19 protein-coding genes are annotated in these 15,453 nt (G+C 70.5%); 12 read left to right on the forward strand and 7 right to left on the reverse strand.

Annotation, left to right across the window (positions count from 1 at the left end; all coding sequences use genetic code 11):
• Positions 1 to 48: 48 nt before the first annotated feature.
• Both OG707_RS14280 and OG707_RS14285 read left to right on the forward strand, forming a co-directional pair.
• Positions 49 to 996 (forward strand): alpha/beta hydrolase, encoded by a 948-nt coding sequence (locus OG707_RS14280; RefSeq protein WP_329118110.1) that lies wholly within the window; start codon positions 49 to 51, stop codon positions 994 to 996.
• Entirely contained in the window at positions 996 to 1,754 is a 759-nt protein-coding gene (locus OG707_RS14285) for an NAD(P)-binding domain-containing protein (protein WP_329118111.1), read from the forward strand. Before OG707_RS14280 ends, OG707_RS14285 begins: the two co-directional genes overlap by 1 nt.
• A gap of 3 nt (positions 1,755 to 1,757) precedes the next feature.
• On the opposite strand, the gene OG707_RS14290 is transcribed toward OG707_RS14285, so the two are convergent.
• Complete coding sequence (locus OG707_RS14290; protein ID WP_329118113.1) at positions 1,758 to 2,510, reverse strand: TetR/AcrR family transcriptional regulator; 753 nt, start codon at positions 2,508 to 2,510, stop codon at positions 1,758 to 1,760.
• A gap of 116 nt (positions 2,511 to 2,626) precedes the next feature.
• Here OG707_RS14290 and OG707_RS14295 point away from each other — a divergent pair, with 116 nt between their 5' ends.
• A complete protein-coding gene (locus OG707_RS14295; RefSeq protein ID WP_329118115.1) occupies positions 2,627 to 3,214 on the forward strand; it encodes an NADPH-dependent FMN reductase in 588 nt (195 codons plus the stop codon).
• A 32-nt stretch (positions 3,215 to 3,246) separates the two neighbouring features.
• Positions 3,247 to 4,812 (forward strand): MDR family MFS transporter, encoded by a 1,566-nt coding sequence (locus OG707_RS14300; protein WP_329118116.1) that lies wholly within the window; start codon positions 3,247 to 3,249, stop codon positions 4,810 to 4,812.
• On the opposite strand, the gene OG707_RS14305 is transcribed toward OG707_RS14300, so the two are convergent.
• Complete coding sequence (locus tag OG707_RS14305) at positions 4,760 to 5,104, reverse strand: hypothetical protein (protein ID WP_329118118.1); 345 nt, start codon at positions 5,102 to 5,104, stop codon at positions 4,760 to 4,762. The two genes, OG707_RS14300 and OG707_RS14305, sit on opposite strands and share 53 nt — an antisense overlap.
• Positions 5,105 to 5,178: 74 nt before the next feature.
• Here OG707_RS14305 and OG707_RS14310 point away from each other — a divergent pair, with 74 nt between their 5' ends.
• Positions 5,179 to 5,823 (forward strand): uridine kinase family protein, encoded by a 645-nt coding sequence (locus OG707_RS14310; protein ID WP_329118120.1) that lies wholly within the window; start codon positions 5,179 to 5,181, stop codon positions 5,821 to 5,823.
• 178 nt (positions 5,824 to 6,001) lie between these two features.
• On the opposite strand, the gene OG707_RS14315 is transcribed toward OG707_RS14310, so the two are convergent.
• Complete coding sequence (locus OG707_RS14315; RefSeq protein WP_329118122.1) at positions 6,002 to 6,736, reverse strand: SigE family RNA polymerase sigma factor; 735 nt, start codon at positions 6,734 to 6,736, stop codon at positions 6,002 to 6,004.
• A 172-nt stretch (positions 6,737 to 6,908) separates the two neighbouring features.
• Here OG707_RS14315 and afsQ1 point away from each other — a divergent pair, with 172 nt between their 5' ends.
• The 5 genes from afsQ1 to OG707_RS14340 all read left to right on the forward strand — a co-directional run bounded on the left by afsQ1 (position 6,909) and on the right by OG707_RS14340 (position 10,618).
• A complete protein-coding gene (afsQ1, locus tag OG707_RS14320; protein ID WP_329127789.1) occupies positions 6,909 to 7,586 on the forward strand; it encodes a two-component system response regulator AfsQ1 in 678 nt (225 codons plus the stop codon).
• On the forward strand, positions 7,583 to 9,088 hold the full coding sequence (locus tag OG707_RS14325; protein ID WP_329118124.1) for a HAMP domain-containing sensor histidine kinase: 1,506 nt from the start codon (positions 7,583 to 7,585) through the stop codon (positions 9,086 to 9,088). The genes afsQ1 and OG707_RS14325 overlap by 4 nt, the downstream gene beginning before the upstream one ends.
• Entirely contained in the window at positions 9,085 to 9,705 is a 621-nt protein-coding gene (locus tag OG707_RS14330; protein WP_329118126.1) for a hypothetical protein, read from the forward strand. The genes OG707_RS14325 and OG707_RS14330 overlap by 4 nt, the downstream gene beginning before the upstream one ends.
• 78 nt (positions 9,706 to 9,783) lie before the next feature.
• Entirely contained in the window at positions 9,784 to 10,317 is a 534-nt protein-coding gene (locus OG707_RS14335; protein WP_329118128.1) for a VanZ family protein, read from the forward strand.
• 91 nt (positions 10,318 to 10,408) lie between these two features.
• Positions 10,409 to 10,618 carry a PspC domain-containing protein gene (locus OG707_RS14340; RefSeq protein ID WP_329118129.1) on the forward strand — a complete coding sequence of 70 codons (210 nt, stop codon included), beginning with the start codon at positions 10,409 to 10,411 and terminating at the stop codon, positions 10,616 to 10,618.
• A 79-nt stretch (positions 10,619 to 10,697) separates the two neighbouring features.
• Here the strand turns inward: OG707_RS14340 and OG707_RS14345 are convergent, their stop codons facing one another.
• Both OG707_RS14345 and OG707_RS14350 read right to left on the reverse strand, forming a co-directional pair.
• On the reverse strand, positions 10,698 to 11,096 hold the full coding sequence (locus tag OG707_RS14345) for an ATP-binding protein (protein ID WP_329118132.1): 399 nt from the start codon (positions 11,094 to 11,096) through the stop codon (positions 10,698 to 10,700).
• Positions 11,097 to 11,244: 148 nt separating this feature from the next.
• Complete coding sequence (locus OG707_RS14350) at positions 11,245 to 12,366, reverse strand: adenosine deaminase (RefSeq protein ID WP_329118134.1); 1,122 nt, start codon at positions 12,364 to 12,366, stop codon at positions 11,245 to 11,247.
• A gap of 112 nt (positions 12,367 to 12,478) precedes the next feature.
• Between OG707_RS14350 and OG707_RS14355 the strand changes: the two genes are divergently transcribed.
• Positions 12,479 to 13,234 (forward strand): serine aminopeptidase domain-containing protein, encoded by a 756-nt coding sequence (locus tag OG707_RS14355; RefSeq protein WP_329118136.1) that lies wholly within the window; start codon positions 12,479 to 12,481, stop codon positions 13,232 to 13,234.
• Here OG707_RS14355 and OG707_RS14360 read toward each other — a convergent pair whose 3' ends face one another.
• Positions 13,235 to 13,876 carry a MerR family transcriptional regulator gene (locus OG707_RS14360; RefSeq protein WP_329118138.1) on the reverse strand — a complete coding sequence of 214 codons (642 nt, stop codon included), beginning with the start codon at positions 13,874 to 13,876 and terminating at the stop codon, positions 13,235 to 13,237.
• Between the two features lie 85 nt (positions 13,877 to 13,961).
• On the opposite strand from OG707_RS14360, the gene OG707_RS14365 reads away from it, so the two are divergent.
• Positions 13,962 to 14,513, forward strand: coding sequence for a DUF4188 domain-containing protein (locus tag OG707_RS14365; RefSeq protein WP_329127790.1), 552 nt, complete (start codon positions 13,962 to 13,964; stop codon positions 14,511 to 14,513).
• On the opposite strand, the gene OG707_RS14370 is transcribed toward OG707_RS14365, so the two are convergent.
• Positions 14,467 to 15,420 (reverse strand): LysR family transcriptional regulator, encoded by a 954-nt coding sequence (locus OG707_RS14370; protein ID WP_329118141.1) that lies wholly within the window; start codon positions 15,418 to 15,420, stop codon positions 14,467 to 14,469. The genes OG707_RS14365 and OG707_RS14370 overlap by 47 nt on opposite strands.
• Positions 15,421 to 15,453 lie beyond the last annotated feature (33 nt).

A 15,453-nucleotide genomic window follows, 5' to 3' on the forward strand; every position in this document is an offset into this window, starting at 1 on the left:
GGTCGCGAAACTCTCTGGACCACTGAACTGCTGGACGAAGGAGACGTCATGAGCGAGAACATCCTGGCCGCACGGCCGGCCGAGCCCGACTGGAAGACCGTCACGGACGAGGAACTGGCCGTCTACCGCGACGCGGAGAACGCCTTCCGGGCCTCCACCGCCGCGCAGGCGTTCCTCGGCGAGCCCGATCCCGATGCCACGATCGCGTGGCAGACCGTGGCGCTGGCCGGGCGTGATCTTCCGGTTCGGGTCTATCGGCCCGCCGGGGACGAGCAGGCGCCGCTGCCGCTCGTCGTGCACGTCCACGGGGGTGGATTCGTGGGGACGGCCGTGCAGTGCGACTGGGTCGTGAGTCATCTCGCCGCCCAACTGCCCGCCGTTGTCGTGTCGGTGGAGCATCGGCTGCTCGCACCGGATTCTTCGCTCGCGGACGCCGCCGACGACGGGTGGGACGTGCTTCAGCACGTGGTGCGGGATGCCGGGGAGTGGGGCGTCGACCCGGCGCGGATCGCCGTCTTCGGCGAGAGCTGCGGCGGGCTGATCAGTGCGCTGACCGCGATCCGGGCCCGTGACAGTCAATTTCCGCTCGTTGCACAGGTGTTGGTCAATCCCGCCGTCGACGTGACGGACACGATGTTCGACTATGCGTCGATGGCCGAGTACGGGTACAGCCCGACGCCCGCCGACCCCATGTTGCGCTTCTTCCGGCAGCTCGCCGTCCCGGCGGGGGCCGACGCGCGGGCCGTATCGCCGCTGTACGCCGACGAGTTGGGCGGACTGGCGCCCGCGCTCGTCGTCGTACCGACCCGCGATGCGGTGGCCGACCACGGGCGCAGCTATGCCGAGCGGCTGCGTGCGGCCGGGACTTCTGTGCGGCTCACCGAATACCCCGACGCGCCGCACGCCTTCCTCTCCCTCCCGGGCCTGGTGCCGCAGGCCGAGACCGCGCGGGCGGAGATCCTCAAGTTCCTCCGGGCCGCTCTGGCCGCGCGGTGATGCGCGTCGGGATCATCGGGGTCGGGGAGATCGGGCGGGCGATCGTGACGGGGCTGTACGCCGGGGACGGTGCGCCTCCCGAGGTGGTCCTCTCGCCTCGCGGCGCCCGTACGGCCGCCGAACTCGCCAGTCTCCACAAGGGAGTTGAGGTCTGCGCCGACAACCAGGAGGTCGTCGACCGCTCCGAGGTCGTCATCGTTGCCGTACGCCGTCAGGACCGGCACGAGGCGCTGGCCGGGCTGACGGTGCCGCGCGACAAGGTGGTGGTCAATGTGATGGCGGGCGTCGCCAACGACGACCTGCGCCAACTCCTCGCCACCGATGCGGCATTGGTGCGGGCCATCCCGCTGCCCTCCGTACGCGAACGCCGGTCCGTGACCGTGACGTTCCCCGCCCACCCGGTGACGGACGCGCTCTTCGAGCAGCTCGGCGGGGCGCAGCCCGTCGCCGACGAGGCCGCCTTCAACGCGTACTCCGCACTGACGGGGACCCTGACGGCGCACCTCTCGTACCTCGCGACGCTCACGGAGTGGGCCGCCGGCCAGGGCATCGCGGCGGGCGACGCGGACCGGTACATCCGCAGCCTCTTCCAGGGTGTCGGCCGCGCCCTGGGCGACGAGAGCCGCACCCTGCACCAGCTCGCGGCCGACCACGAGACCCCGAAGGGGAACAACGAACGGATCAGGACCACCTGGTTCGACACGGCGAACTCCGACGCCCTGAAGCGGGCGCTCGACGGGCTGCTCGCCGATCTGTAGGGCTCAGGCCAGTCCGAGCCGGGCCTCGATTCCGTCCAGTACGCAGTCGAGGCCGAGCTCGAACTCCCAGGACGGGTCGTCCTTGTGTGAGGCCTCGTGGATGTAGCGGCGGTACGCGGGGTAACGGCCGGTCTCCATCAGGTAGTTCATCTGCGGCGCCAGAGCGGTCCGCGTCTGGTCCGGGCCGTCCCAGCCGCGCTGCTTCATGTACGACTGGAGAGCCACCTCCGAGCGCGTGGTCCCGTACACATACGCGTTGACGGTGCGCAGCGCGACCATCATCGTGTCGACGTCCAGGCCCCGGCCGTCGAGCGCCGCGAACTGGCGCTCCGCAGTCGCCATCCGGTTCGGGGTCAGCACGAAGAGCGGGGCCGGGAGCTCACCCATCCAGGGGTGACGGAGCATCAACTCCCGTACGTTCAGGGCCTCCGCGCGCAGCACCTCCCGCCACCCGGTCGCCTTGGATGCGGCTCCCAGCTCGGCGAAGATGCGGTCGACCATCAGCGCCCAGAGGTCGTCCTTGCCGGAGACATGGCGGTACGCGGCCATCGGCGCGACGTCCAGCTCCTTGGCCAGCCTGCGCATGGTGACGGCGGCGAAGCCCTCCGCGTCGGCGATCGCCACCGCCACCTCGGCGATCTTCTGCGGCGTGAGCGAGGTGCGGGCCGCGGGCGCGGGGCGGTCGAGGCGCTCCCAGAGCGAGGGCTCCGCCCCGTCCCCGTCCCCGTCCCCGTCCTTCTTCTGTCGGCCTGCCATCAGTAGGGCTCCTCTTCTCGGCTCGTCGTGTACAGCGTATCGCCGGTAGACGGCGTACACATTGCTGTGTACGTTGTACGCATACTGATACGTCGTACACATCAAGGGAGTCCCCCATGAGCGCCAGCCTCCGGATCGCCGTCGTCCTCGGCTCCACCCGCGAAGGCCGCTTCGGCCCGGTCGTCTCGCGGTGGATCACCGACCGGCTCGCCGAGCACGAGGACCTGACCGTCGACGTCGTCGACCTCGCCGAGACCCCGCTGCCCACCGTCTACCCCGCCTTCGGACAGCCGCCCGCGCCCGGCACGGAGAAGGCGCTCGCCGTCGTGTCACCTCGGCTGGAGGCGGCCGACGCGTTCGTCTTCGTCACACCCGAGTACAACCACAGCTTCCCGGCCCCGCTGAAGAACCTCATCGACTGGCACAACCAGCAATGGCACGCCAAGCCCATCGGCTTCGTCTCGTACGGCGGCATCTCCGGCGGCCTGCGCGCGGTGGAACAACTCCGGGTCGTGATGGCCGAGTTGAATGCCATGACCATCCGCAACACGGTCAGCTTCCACAACTACGGCGAGAAGTTCGACGCCGAGGGAAAGGTCTCCGACCCGGCCGTCGACACCGCCGCGAAGGCGCTCATCGACCAGCTCACCTGGTGGGCGCACGCCCTGCGTGACGCCAAGTCAGTCCGCCCGTACGCCGCCTGACCATCCTTCAGCGTTCCCGGGGGGACCAGACCATGACACAGCCCACCACCCCACCACCCCTCTCCCGTCTCGCCGTCCTCGGCCTGCTGCTCGGCATCGTCCTCGCAACACTCGACGGCACGATCGTCGGCACCTCGCTTCCCACGATCGTCGGCGACCTGGGCGGCCTCGACCACCTTTCCTGGGTGCTGACCGCCTATCTCCTGACCGCCGCCGTCTCCACCCCCATCTGGGGCAAGCTCGGCGATCTGTACGGCCGCAAGGGCAGCTACATGTCCTCGATCGTGGTCTTCCTCGCCGGTTCCGTGCTCTCCGGACTCGCCCAGGACATGGGCCAGTTGATCGCCTTCCGAGCCCTCCAGGGACTCGGCGCGGGCGGGCTCATGGTCGGGGCCCTGTCGATCATCGGCACCGTACTGCCACCCGCCCAGGCCGGCCGCTCCCAGTCGATGATCGGCGTACTGCTGCCCGCCGCGATGATCGGCGGCCCGCTCCTCGGCGGCTTCCTCACCGACCAGCTGAACTGGCGCTGGGTCTTCTACGTCAACGTGCCCGTGGGCGTCGCCGCCCTGCTGATCGTCTCCTTCCGCATACGGCTGCACAGCCCGCGGACGAAGCCCCGTATCGATGTCGCGGGCGCCGCGCTGCTCACCACCGGCATCCTCGCCCTCACCCTGCTCTCCAGCTGGGGCGGTACGACCTACGCCTGGTCCTCCCCGCAGATCCTCGCCCTGGCCGCGGCGACCGTCGTCGCGCTCGCCGCGTTCGTACGCACGGAGCGCCGCGCCCCCGAACCGGTCGTCCCGCCCCGGCTGTTCCGCGACCGCAACTTCACCGTCGCGCAGATCCTCAGCTTCCTGGTGGGCGCGGCGATGCTCGGCGCGACCAGCTATCTGCCGCAGTACATGCAGTTCGTCCGCGGCGAGTCGTCAACGGCCAGCGGTCTGCTGCTGCTTCCGCTGATGCTCGGCATGATCGGCGCGCAGCTGCTCATCGGCCGGCGCGTCTCCAACGGCGGCCGCTACCGCGCCTATCCGATCGCCGGCGGCGCCCTCTCCACGGTGGGCGCGCTGGCGCTCCTGTCCCTGCGTACGGACACCGCCACCGCCGTGGCGTCCGCACTCACGCTCGTACTCGGCATCGGCATCGGATGCCTGATGCAGCCCACGATGCTGATCACCATGAACAGCGCCGATCCCCGTGACATGGGCGCCGCCAGCGGCACCACCTCTCTGCTGCGCACGATCGGCGGCTCACTGGGCGTGGCCGTCCTGGGCTCCGTCTTCGCCTCCCGGACAGCCGAGGCCCTCACCGACCGGCTCGGCCCGTCGGGCCCCGGGCTCACGGGCGGCGGTCACGCGCTGACCCCGGCGCTGCTCCAGGCTCTGCCCGCCCCGGCGCGCGAGGCCTACCGATACGCCGTCACCAGCGCTCTGCACGGCGTCATGATCGGCGCGGCCGTCCTCTGCGCCGTCACCTTCGCCCTGGCCTGGCTGATCCGCGAGGTCCCGCTGCGTTCACAGGCCCTCGCGGAGCCGGACCCCGTCAGCCCCGCAGCAGATCGTTCAGCGACGCGCCCCGCGCCAGCGGGCCGGTAGCCGCGGCGGAGGAGACCGGCTTGAAGTCGGCGATCTGGGTGCCGACGGAGTTGTCGAGAGGGTCGACCCCCGTGTTCGCGAGGGGGTCGATCTTCAGATTGCCCGCGGGCGCGGCGGCGTGCTGGAGCGAGCCCACCAGTGCCTGGCCGGGCGCCGTCAGGCCCTCCGCGGGCGGAGTGGCCGCCTGGGCCGCCGCCGCGCCGGCGCCGAGTGCGGCGCCCGCCGCGGTGAGGGTCAGGGCTGCGCGGAGTACGGGGCCGCGGCGGAGCTGGGGTGCTGCGTGTCGAGCCATGATCACCTTCTGGTCGCGTAACTGGATGTGCACGCAGAGTAGTTGAGCAGGGGTGCCCCGCTCAATGCAGCACAATGTTTGCCGTGAGCTCATCTGCCATACCCACCCGCGTCGTCCTGCTGGCCGGCCCGTCCGGCTCCGGGAAGTCACTCCTGGCCGCCGAGTCCGGGCTGCCCGTGCTGCGGCTCGACGACTTCTACAAGGAGGCCGGCGACCCGACACTCCCGCTGGTCGAGGGGTCGTCCGACATCGACTGGGACCACACGCAGTCCTGGGACGCGGAGGTGGCGGTCGCCGCGATCGTGGAGCTGTGTCGTACGGGGCGTACGAACGTGCCGGTGTACGACATCTCCACGAGCTCACGGACCGGCGTCGAATCGCTGGACATCGGCCGGACCCCGCTGTTCATCGCGGAGGGGATCTTCGCGGCGGACATCGTGGCGCGGTGCGAGGAGCTCGGGGTGCTGGCCGATGCGATCTGTCTGAGCCGGGGGCCTCTGACCACCTTCCGGCGCAGGCTGCTGCGCGATCTGCGCGAGGGCCGCAAGTCGGTGCCGTTCCTGCTGCGCAGGGGGTGGCGGCTGATGCGGACCGAGCGGGGGATCGTGGCGCGGCATGTGGCGCTGGGCGCGTACGCGTGCGACAAGGAGGAGGCGCTGGGGCGGCTGGCGTCCGCCGCGGCGGGGCGGTGCCGGCGCGCCGGGGCCAAGGCTGCGTAGGCGCGACTCCTCCCGGGGCTCCGCCCCGGACCCCGCTCCTCAATCGCCGGAGGGGCTGATTTTGCCCACGACATGAAACAGGGCCGGACAAGACCCCCCGGCCTGTCCGACCCTGTTTCGTTCCCCCGTGCTCCCGCCGTCTCCCCCGAAACAGCGGCCCCCGTATCCCCCCGATCCCTCAGGCGACCAGCTCGCCGAAGGACTCCTCCTCGTCACGGCCGAAGCTGAGGACCTCGTCCTCGCGCATCCGGCGGAGCGACCGCCAGATGCTCGACTTCACCGTGCCGACACTGATGTCCAGGATCTCCGCGATCTCCGGATCCGTACGGCCCTCGTAGTAGCGCAGGACCAGCATCGTCCGCTGCAGCTCCGGAAGGTGTGCCAGCGCCTGCCACAGGACCGCGCGCAGCTCCGTGCCGCGCATCGCGTCCGTGTCGTACGCCGTCTCCGGGAGCTCCTCGGTCGGGTACTCGTTCAGCTTGCGGCGGCGCCACGCGCTGATGTGCAGGTTCGTCATGGTGCGGCGCAGGTAGCCCCCGACCGCCGCCTTGTCGCTGATCCGGTCCCAGGCGCGGTACGTGGAGAACAGCGCGCTCTGGAGCAGGTCCTCCGCCTCGAAGCGGTCGCCCGTGAGGTGGTAGGCGGTCGCGTACAGGGAGGCGCGGCGTTCCTGCACGTAGGCGGTGAATTCCGCCTCCGACAGGGACTGCTGCCGCTCCCCCGAGTCCTCCCCGTACGCCGACGCGCCCCCGGCTCCCCCGTCAACCACCGTCATGAACGACGGTGTGTGCTGACGCCCGGTGCTGCGCGAGCACCCCCGCACTCCCGCGGCACCGGACTTCTGAACCGGCACGGTCACGTCGTGGAGCCGCGTGATTACTGCGCTGGAGGTGGTGCTGTGCAGTGCGTTCATCTCGCGCCCCCCGTCGGTGGTTCCTAGCGGTTCGGTCTGTGGTGAAAAGCTTGCCCGCGCTCCTTCATGGCCGTGTCCGCCGACTGTCACAGGGCTGTCACAGCGGTACGCGTCTCAATGGGAGGGCACCAACTGTCGAACTCCCCCTGTCCCATGGGCCAGAATGACCAACGTGCCCTTCCTGTTGCTGATCGAGGACGACGACGCCATCCGCACAGCCCTTGAGCTGTCGCTGTCACGCCAGGGGCACCGTGTCGCCACGGCGGCCACTGGCGAGGACGGCCTCAAACTGCTGCGCGAACAGCGGCCGGACCTGGTCGTGCTGGACGTGATGCTGCCCGGCATCGACGGATTCGAGGTGTGCCGGCGCATCCGGCGCACCGACCAGCTGCCGATCATCCTGCTGACCGCGCGCAACGACGACATCGATGTGGTGGTCGGACTCGAGTCCGGCGCCGACGACTACGTCGTGAAACCGGTCCAGGGGCGGGTGCTCGACGCCCGCATCCGGGCCGTACTGCGCCGCGGGGAGCGCGAGTCCACCGACTCCGCAGCCTTCGGGTCCCTCGTCATCGACCGGTCCGCGATGACCGTGACGAAGAACGGCGAGGACCTGATGCTCACCCCGACCGAGCTGCGGCTGCTCCTCGAGCTGAGCCGGCGGCCCGGACAGGCGCTGTCGCGGCAGCAGTTGCTGCGGCTGGTGTGGGAGCACGACTATCTCGGTGACTCGCGGCTCGTGGACGCGTGCGTCCAGCGGCTGCGCGCCAAGGTGGAGGACGTGCCGTCCTCGCCGACCCTGATCCGTACCGTGCGCGGCGTCGGCTACAGGCTGGACACGCCTCAGTGAGAAGGAAGTTCCTCCACGGCCTGCGGTGGACCAGCCTCAGGCTCCGGCTCGTCGTCGTCTTCGCGCTCGTCGCACTGACCGCCGCCGTCTCCGCCTCCGGCATCGCGTACTGGCTCAACCGCGAGGCCGTCCTGACGCGCACCCAGGACTCCGCGCTCAACGACTTCCGCCAGGAGATGCAGAACCGGGCCGCGTCCCTGCCGCTCGACCCGACCGCGAGCCAGCTGCAGACCGCCGCCGTGCAGATGTCGAGCAGCGGCAATCCGCACTACAGCGTGCTGCTCGTTGGTGAGAGCGGGGACGGGGGCGAGGAGGCCTTCGGGTACTCGAACCCCGCCGGGTTCACGCTCAACGACGTCCCCAAGTCGCTGCAGGACGCGGTGAACAAGAAGCAGAAGGTCACCCCGGGCAACCCGTACACGTACCACCTCTTCTGGCAGCGCATCACGTTGCGCAAGCAGCCCTATCTGGTCTCCGGGACGAAGATCATCGGGGGCGGTCCGACCGGCTACATGCTCACCTCCCTCGACAAGGAGCGGCAGGACCTCAACTCCCTGGCCTGGTCCCTCGCCATCGCCACCGCGCTCGCGCTCATCGGGTCCGCGCTGCTCGCGCAGGCCGCGGCGACGACCGTACTGAAGCCGGTGCAGCGCCTGGGCGATGCGGCGCGGCGCCTCGGCGAAGGCAAGCTCGACACCCGGCTGCGGGTCTCCGGGACCGATGAACTCGCCGATCTTTCGCGGACGTTCAACAAGACGGCGGCCGCGCTGGAGAAGAAGGTCGACGACATGAGTGCGCGCGAGGAGGCCAGTCGAAGGTTCGTCGCCGACATGTCTCATGAGCTGCGTACGCCGCTGACCGCCATCACCGCGGTGAGCGAGGTGCTTGAGGAAGAGGCCGACAGCCTCGATCCGATGATCGCGCCCGCCGTGCAGCTGGTCGTGAGCGAGACGCGGCGGCTCAACACCCTGGTCGAGAACCTGATGGAGGTCACCCGCTTCGACGCGGGGACCGCCCGGCTCGTCCTCGACGACGTCGACATCGCCGACCAGATCACCGCCTGCATCGACGCCCGCGCCTGGCTGGACGCCGTGGACCTCGACGCCGAGCGCGGCATCATGGTGCGGCTCGACCCGCGCCGCCTCGATGTGATCCTGGCCAACCTGATCGGCAACGCGCTCAAGCACGGCGGTTCGCCGGTACGGGTCTCGGTCGGCCTGGAGGGCGAGGAGCTCGTCATCGCGGTGCAGGACCACGGCCCCGGCATCCCCGAGGAAGTGCTGCCGCACGTCTTCGACCGGTTCTACAAGGCCAGCGCCTCGCGGCCGCGCTCCGAGGGCAGCGGCCTCGGGCTCTCCATCGCCATGGAGAACGCCCACATCCACGGCGGGACCATCACGGCCGCCAACTCCCCCGAGGGCGGTGCGGTGTTCGTACTGCGGCTGCCGCGCGACTCCGACCCCGCGGTCGACGAAGAAGACGAAGAGGGCAGCGGCGCATGAGGTTCCGTAAGGCCGCGACCGTGCTGGCCGGCATCGCCGCACTCTGCGCCGCCGCCACCGGCTGCGGCATCCGCGACACCTCCGTCCCCGTCGACGCGGGGCAGGCGCCGTCGCGCGTGCCGTGCGACCTGCCCGCGGAGAACGTCGCCACCCAGGCCATGGAGGGCATTCCCGTACGGATCTACCTGGTCTGCGGCTCCCAGCTGGTCTCCGCCGACCGTACGGTCCAGATCCCGCAGGGCTCCGACACCGCGGACCGCGTCCGGGTCGCGCAGATGCTGCTCGACGAGCTCCAGGAGCCGCCGACGACCGCGGAGCGCCAGGCCGGGTTCACCACGGACGTCCGGGGCTCCCTGACCGTGAACGGACCGCGCAAGAACGACCCGCGGACCGCGCTGCGGCTCAACCGCGCCCCCGAGGACCTGCCGTCCGCCGCGCTGGCCCAGGTGGTCTGCACGTACGCGGACAGCGCCCTGGTCGAGGAGCAGGACGACGCGGTGCTGCTCGGCGGTCCGGGCGGGGAGCAGGTGCGGTCGTACGCCTGTACGCAGGAGCTCAAGGCCAGGCCCGAAGCCGTCCCCACGCTGCCCGAACCGACGCCGACCGTCGCCCCCTGACCCCGCGGCCACAACCGCGTCGGCCACGGCGGAACCGATCGCGACGGTCCGGGCGTCTTGGGGGGCGTGCGTCAAGGTATGGGCGGTGATACCGCCATCCGCTTCCGCGTCGGGGGGTCTGTTCTCCTCGTCGCTCATCTGCTGATCGTCGGATGGCTGACGCTGCGCCCGCTGGACGTGATGTGGGTGACCGCCTCGAACTTCACCCCCTTCGCCGGGATCCGCGCCGATCTCGGCATGGGCGCGGTCGAGGCGATGCGCCGGATCGGCGAGGGGCTCGCGCTGCTGGCCCCGCTCGGGGTGCTGCTGCCGCTGGCCGGCGGGCGGCTGCACGTCTCGCCGTGGCTGTCCTTCGCCCGTACCGTCGCCGCCGGAGCGCTCATCTCGCTGGCCGTGGAGCTGCTGCAGACCGGGGTCCCCGGGCAGGTCGTCGACATCGACTCGCTGCTGCTGAACACGGCCGGGGTGGCGCTGGCTCACCTCGCCGTCGTACCGGCCGTGCGGGCGGGTCTGCGTCGCAGGCAGGAGAAGAGGGCCGTGTCGGCCCTCCTGCGGGAGGAGCCCTCTCAGGGGGCTACCCCGACGATTCCCAGGGTCGGGATCGCCCCGTAGTCCGACGCTTTGCACCCCTCCCCGGCGCCACCATGGAGACATCGGGAGCGCGGTCGAGCGGCTCCCACCCCAGCTCGCGAAGGAGCCCCACATGTCCGCACTTGCCCGCCCCCGCGACGGCCGTGTCCTCGGCGGAGTGTGCGCAGCGCTGGCACGGCGCTTCGGTACCTCCGCAACGACGATGCGCGTGATCTTCGTGGTCTCGTGCCTGCTCCCCGGCCCGCAGTTCCTGCTCTACCTGGCGCTGTGGATCCTGCTCCCGGCGGAGGACAAGACGCACTCGTCGTCCGCAGCCTGGTAATCCGTACGTACACAGACACGCGAGAGGGCGCCCCCGGAGATCCGGTGGGCGCCCTTCTGCGTGCTGCGTTCGTACGGAACTACTTGCCGAGCCCCGGGACGGCACCGGTGGGCAGCGCGCCCGTCGGCAGGGCGCCCGTCGGCAGCGCGCCGGTCGGCAGGCCGCCGAGGAGTCCGGCGACCGGGTCGCCCGCACCGTCGGCCGGCAGGGTCTGCGGCAGCGTCTGGTCGGCGGTCGACGGGGCGGTGGCGAGACCGCTCGCGAGGGCGTTCTGCCCGGCGCCCAGGGCCTCGGGGGCGCCGGCGGGGAGCTTGGCGGCGGCGTCCTCGACGGGGAGCGTGTGGGTGACGGTGTCCAGCGCGGAGGTGGCGTCCGGGAGGGAGGGGACGACCGAGGCGGAGGCGGTGCCTGCGGCGGCTGCGGCGAAGGCGGCACCGAGAACGGCGACACCGAGAGTCTTGGCAGCAGACTGCTTCATGAGAAAAACGTCCTTGCGACGGGGGAAATTGAGCGGCTCCGCAAGGTAGTCAGGGCTCATGGCGCCTCGCAAACCCCCCTCTGCGGCCGGGTGTTGATATTCGTAACCTCACCCGGCCGCTGTCGTGTCCGCGGCTGCTTCTGTCGAACTAGCTGGTCACAGCGGTCTGCCGGAACAGCCATTCGGCTTTCAGTTCGGCGTATCCGGGCTTGATCACGTCATTGATCATGGCCAGTCGTTCATCGAAAGGAATGAAAGCTGATTTCATCGCATTGACTGTGAACCACTGCATGTCGTCGAGCGTGTAGCCGAAAGCGTCGACCAGGTGCTCGAATTCACGGCTCATGCTCGTACCGCTCATCAGCCGGTTGTCGGTGTTCACGGTGGCGCGGAAGTGGAGCTTGCGCAGCAGACCGATGGGGTGCTCGGCGTACGAGGATGCCGCCCCCGTCTGGAGGTTGGACGTCGGGCAGAGCTCCAGGGGGATGCGCTTGTCCCGTACGTACGCGGCGAGGCGGCCCAGCTTGACGGTGCCGTCGTCGGCGACCTGGATGTCGTCGATGATGCGGACGCCGTGGCCGAGGCGGTCGGCGCCGCACCACTGGAGGGCCTGCCAGATGGAGGGGAGGCCGAAGGCTTCGCCGGCGTGGATCGTGAAGTGGTTGTTCTCGCGCTTCAGGTACTCGAAGGCGTCGAGGTGACGGGTGGGCGGGAATCCGGCCTCGGCTCCCGCGATGTCGAAGCCGACGACTCCCAGGTCGCGGTAGCGGTTGGCGAGTTCGGCGATCTCCAGGGCGCGGGCTGCGTGCCGCATCGCGGTGAGGAGGGCGCCGACGCGGATGCGGTGGCCGTTGGCACGGGCGCGGCGCTCGCCCTCGCGGAAGCCCTCGTTGACGGCCTCGACGACCTGCTCCAGGGTGAGGCCCGCCTCCAGGTGCTGCTCGGGGGCGTACCGGATCTCCGCGTAGACGACACCGTCCTCGGCGAGGTCCTCGGCGCACTCGGCGGCGACGCGGAAGAGCGCGTCGCGGGTCTGCATGACGGCGCAGGTGTGCGCGAAGGTCTCCAGGTACCGCTCCAGCGATCCGGAGTCGGCGGCCTCCTGGAACCAGGTCCCGAGCTTGTCGGCCTCGGTCTCGGGCAGGTTCTCGTACCCCACCTCGCGGGCGAGCTCGATGATCGTGCCGGGCCGCAGTCCGCCGTCGAGGTGGTCGTGCAGCAGCACCTTGGGCGCGCGCCTGATCTGGTCTCCGCTGATGTCGTTCGTCATTTCCGCACTCTAGTCCTACGCGCGTAGATCGTGCAGGGGATGTGCGGGTCGATACGTAACAGAGACCGTGCGGACGGGTGGAGTACACCTCTGCTTCTGAGACTGTTCTGTTATGCCACAGCAAGCACTTCGGTCGCCGGAAGCCAGGCTGGGACGGGCAGTTGGCACCGGCCTGGCGGTCAGCGGAGTCACCCTCCTGCTCCCCGACGGCGAACCCCACTCGAAGCGCCGCCCCTCCCGCCTCACGTACTCCGCGACCCAGCCCCTGGCCCGCCGCCTGGGCCGCGCGGGCGCGGACGAAGGCCTGGCGGTGCATGCCGTCCACTACCGCTACCGCGGCTGGAACGGCACCGACGCGCATCTCGCGCGGGACGCGAGCTGGGCGGTGGAGGAGGTCGTACGGCGCTACGGGGACGTCCCCGTCTGCCTGGCCGGCCACGGCATGGGCGGCAGGGCGGCGCTGCACGCGGCGGCGCACCCTGCGGTCAACTCCGTGCTGGCGCTGGCCCCTTGGCTGCCGGAGGACGACATGGCGGCGACTCCGGAGCCGGTGAAGCAGCTGGTGGGGAGGAAGGTGCTGATCGTGCACGGCACGAACGACGCACGGACCGACCCCGAGCTCTCCTTCCGCCTGGCGGAGAGGATCAAGAAGACGAACCGCGACACGTGCCGCTTCGAGGTGCACTCGGACGGCCATGCGCTCCGCCAGCACAAGGACGAAGTGCACGCGCTGGTGGCGGACTTCGTGACGGGGTCGCTGTTCTCGCGGACGTACGCGAGGCCGGTCGCGGACGCCCTGGCGGCTCCGCCGCCGCTGGGGCTGCGGATGCCCCTGGCGGCGGGGTTCGGGCGGTCGCTGCGGAGGTAGCTACAGTCCGTAGCGGCGGGCCGCCTCCTCCGCCTGGGCCAGGCGGCGGAGCGAGCGCAGCACCGGCTCGATGAGGACCGTCGCGGCGACGGCCGTCTCCACCTTCTCCGTCTCGGTGGAGTGGGTGTCCATGTAGTCCAGGTCGCGGATGGCCGCCTGGTGCATCAACTCGGCGTAGGGGACGGCCATTTCGCCGCCCCATGGGTAGCCGAGACGGCTGAGGGTGGTCACCGCGACGACCAGTGCGCGGTAGTCGGGGGAGAGCGCGCCCACCTCGCGGGCCGTCGACCAGCCGAGGGTTTCGAGCAGGCTGTCCACCTCCTGGGCCGCGGCGACCACCGACGGGTCGGTCTCGTCCGGTTCGGGGCCGTGCGGCAGGGCCCAGAGGGCCGCGCCCAGGCGCATCGTCTGGTCCAGGGAGTCGTCGTCGATGTAACCGATGACCTCCTTGGCCGTGGCCACCGGCAGCCGGCCGACCTCGATGAGCGCGCGCACGAGGCGCAGCCGGCGTACGTGGCTCTCGTCGTAGTCGGCGGTGGTCGCGCCGATCTTGCGGCCGGGCGCCAACATCCCTTGCCGCAGGTAGTACTTGATCGTCGCGGTGGAGACGCCGCTCCGCTCACTCAACTCTGCCAACCGCACCCTTGCGCCTTCCGTCGGACACCGACATTATCCGAGTAGCCAGGCATGGATAACTCCATTATCCAACATGACTTCCGGAGGCAGGATGTTCACCAAGCCGATCCCGGGCAACACCACCGCAGCCGTCGAGGGGGACGCGGTGGTCCTGCTGATCGGGATGCGCATCAACCACTTCTGGGCGGTGCACCACTGGGGCCCGGTGCTCATCGGCATGCCGCGCATGCTCCGCGAGCTGGGCAAGGACAAGAGCCGGGGACTCCTCGGCCACGTCCTGCTGACCGCCTCCCCGCGCACGTACTACGTCGTCCAGTACTGGGAGTCCAAGGAGAAGCTCTACGCCTACGCCTCCGCGCCCGACATGCTCCACCGCAAGGCCTGGGCGAGCTTCAACCGCAAGGAGGCCAAGGGCAAGCGGCGCGCGCACGTGGGGCTCTGGCACGAGTCGTACATCGCGCCCGAGGGCTCGTACGAGTCGATCTACGCGGACATGCCGCCCTACGGTCTCGCCGCGGCCCACGGCATGATCCCCCTGGAGCGCCGCGGTCGGCGTGCAGCCGACCGTTTCGCGCACCGCTCGACAGCGGCCCCGGTCAGTCCGGCAGAAGGTGACCCCGTCGCGACAGCAGAAACTCCTTGAACGCCGCGACCGGAGGCGTGTCCGGGTGGCCGTCCAGCCAGGCCACGCCGATCTCGCGTACCGCCCGCTGACCTGTGACGGAGAGCTCTACGACGCCGGGGCGCGCCACCGCGGGGGGCGGGAGCAGGGCCACCCCGAGGCCTGCGGCCACCAGGCCTCGTAGCGTCTCCGCCTCCTCGCCCTCGAAGGCGATACGGGGCTTGAAGCCCGCCTCCGTGCAGAGGTCGTCGGTGATGCGGCGCAGGCCGTAGCCGGGTTCGAGGGTGACGAACGTTTCGTCCGCGGCTTCGGAGAGGCGGACCCGTTTGCGCGTCGCCAGGCGGTGGTCGTCCGGGACCACCAGGCGCAGGCGCTGTTCGTCCAGGCGGCGGGCCACCAGGTCGGGGGCGTCCGGGAGCGGGGAGGTCAGGCAGAGGTCGAGGGTGCCGGCGCGGAGGCGTTCCAGCATGGCCTCGCCGTAGTTCTGGACCAGTTGGAAGCGGACCCCGGGATGGTCGGCGCGGAAGGCGCGGATCAGGGCCGGGACCGTCTCCGAGCCCATCGTGTGCAGGAAGCCGAACGCCACCTTGCCCGTGGCCGGGTCCGCGTCCGCCCGTACCGAGTCAGCCGCCCGCTCGACCTCGGCGAGCGCGCGCTCGACCGTCGTGAGGAAGGTGCGGCCCGCGGGGGTCAGCGAGACCGTGCGGCCCTTACGGGCGAACAGGGCGACTCCAAGGTCCGCTTCGAGGCGGACCATCGCGCGCGAGAGCGTCGACTGGGGTACGGCGAGCTCGTGCGCGGCGCGCGTCACGTGCTCGTGGCGGGCCACCGCCTCGAAGTACGCGAGGCGTGGCGCGAGGAGGTGCGTGATGTCTTCTTCGTAACTGCTTGGTGACAGGCGGGGCTGTGAGCTGTGCTGATGCGCCATGGGATTGATTATGGGCTCTTCGTGCATTGGACG

The organism is Streptomyces sp. NBC_01465 (assembly GCF_036227325.1).
In the GTDB taxonomy this organism is placed as follows: Bacteria; Actinomycetota; Actinomycetes; order Streptomycetales; family Streptomycetaceae; genus Streptomyces.

Excerpts from the sequence above, each read along its gene's own strand:
- OG707_RS14280 (WP_329118110.1), top strand. The coding sequence starts at position 49 with ATGAGCGAGAACATCCTGGCCGCACGGCCGGCCGAGCCCGACTGGAAG.
- OG707_RS14285 (WP_329118111.1), top strand. The coding sequence starts at position 996 with ATGCGCGTCGGGATCATCGGGGTCGGGGAGATCGGGCGGGCGATCGTG.
- OG707_RS14290 (WP_329118113.1), bottom strand. The coding sequence starts at position 2,510 with ATGGCAGGCCGACAGAAGAAGGACGGGGACGGGGACGGGGACGGGGCG.
- OG707_RS14295 (WP_329118115.1), top strand. The coding sequence starts at position 2,627 with ATGAGCGCCAGCCTCCGGATCGCCGTCGTCCTCGGCTCCACCCGCGAA.
- OG707_RS14300 (WP_329118116.1), top strand. The coding sequence starts at position 3,247 with ATGACACAGCCCACCACCCCACCACCCCTCTCCCGTCTCGCCGTCCTC.
- OG707_RS14305 (WP_329118118.1), bottom strand. The coding sequence starts at position 5,104 with ATGGCTCGACACGCAGCACCCCAGCTCCGCCGCGGCCCCGTACTCCGC.
- OG707_RS14310 (WP_329118120.1), top strand. The coding sequence starts at position 5,179 with ATGTTTGCCGTGAGCTCATCTGCCATACCCACCCGCGTCGTCCTGCTG.
- OG707_RS14315 (WP_329118122.1), bottom strand. The coding sequence starts at position 6,736 with ATGAACGCACTGCACAGCACCACCTCCAGCGCAGTAATCACGCGGCTC.
- OG707_RS14330 (WP_329118126.1), top strand. The coding sequence starts at position 9,085 with ATGAGGTTCCGTAAGGCCGCGACCGTGCTGGCCGGCATCGCCGCACTC.
- OG707_RS14335 (WP_329118128.1), top strand. The coding sequence starts at position 9,784 with ATGGGCGGTGATACCGCCATCCGCTTCCGCGTCGGGGGGTCTGTTCTC.
- OG707_RS14340 (WP_329118129.1), top strand. The coding sequence starts at position 10,409 with ATGTCCGCACTTGCCCGCCCCCGCGACGGCCGTGTCCTCGGCGGAGTG.
- OG707_RS14345 (WP_329118132.1), bottom strand. The coding sequence starts at position 11,096 with ATGAAGCAGTCTGCTGCCAAGACTCTCGGTGTCGCCGTTCTCGGTGCC.
- OG707_RS14350 (WP_329118134.1), bottom strand. The coding sequence starts at position 12,366 with ATGACGAACGACATCAGCGGAGACCAGATCAGGCGCGCGCCCAAGGTG.
- OG707_RS14355 (WP_329118136.1), top strand. The coding sequence starts at position 12,479 with ATGCCACAGCAAGCACTTCGGTCGCCGGAAGCCAGGCTGGGACGGGCA.
- OG707_RS14365 (WP_329127790.1), top strand. The coding sequence starts at position 13,962 with ATGTTCACCAAGCCGATCCCGGGCAACACCACCGCAGCCGTCGAGGGG.
- OG707_RS14370 (WP_329118141.1), bottom strand. The coding sequence starts at position 15,420 with ATGGCGCATCAGCACAGCTCACAGCCCCGCCTGTCACCAAGCAGTTAC.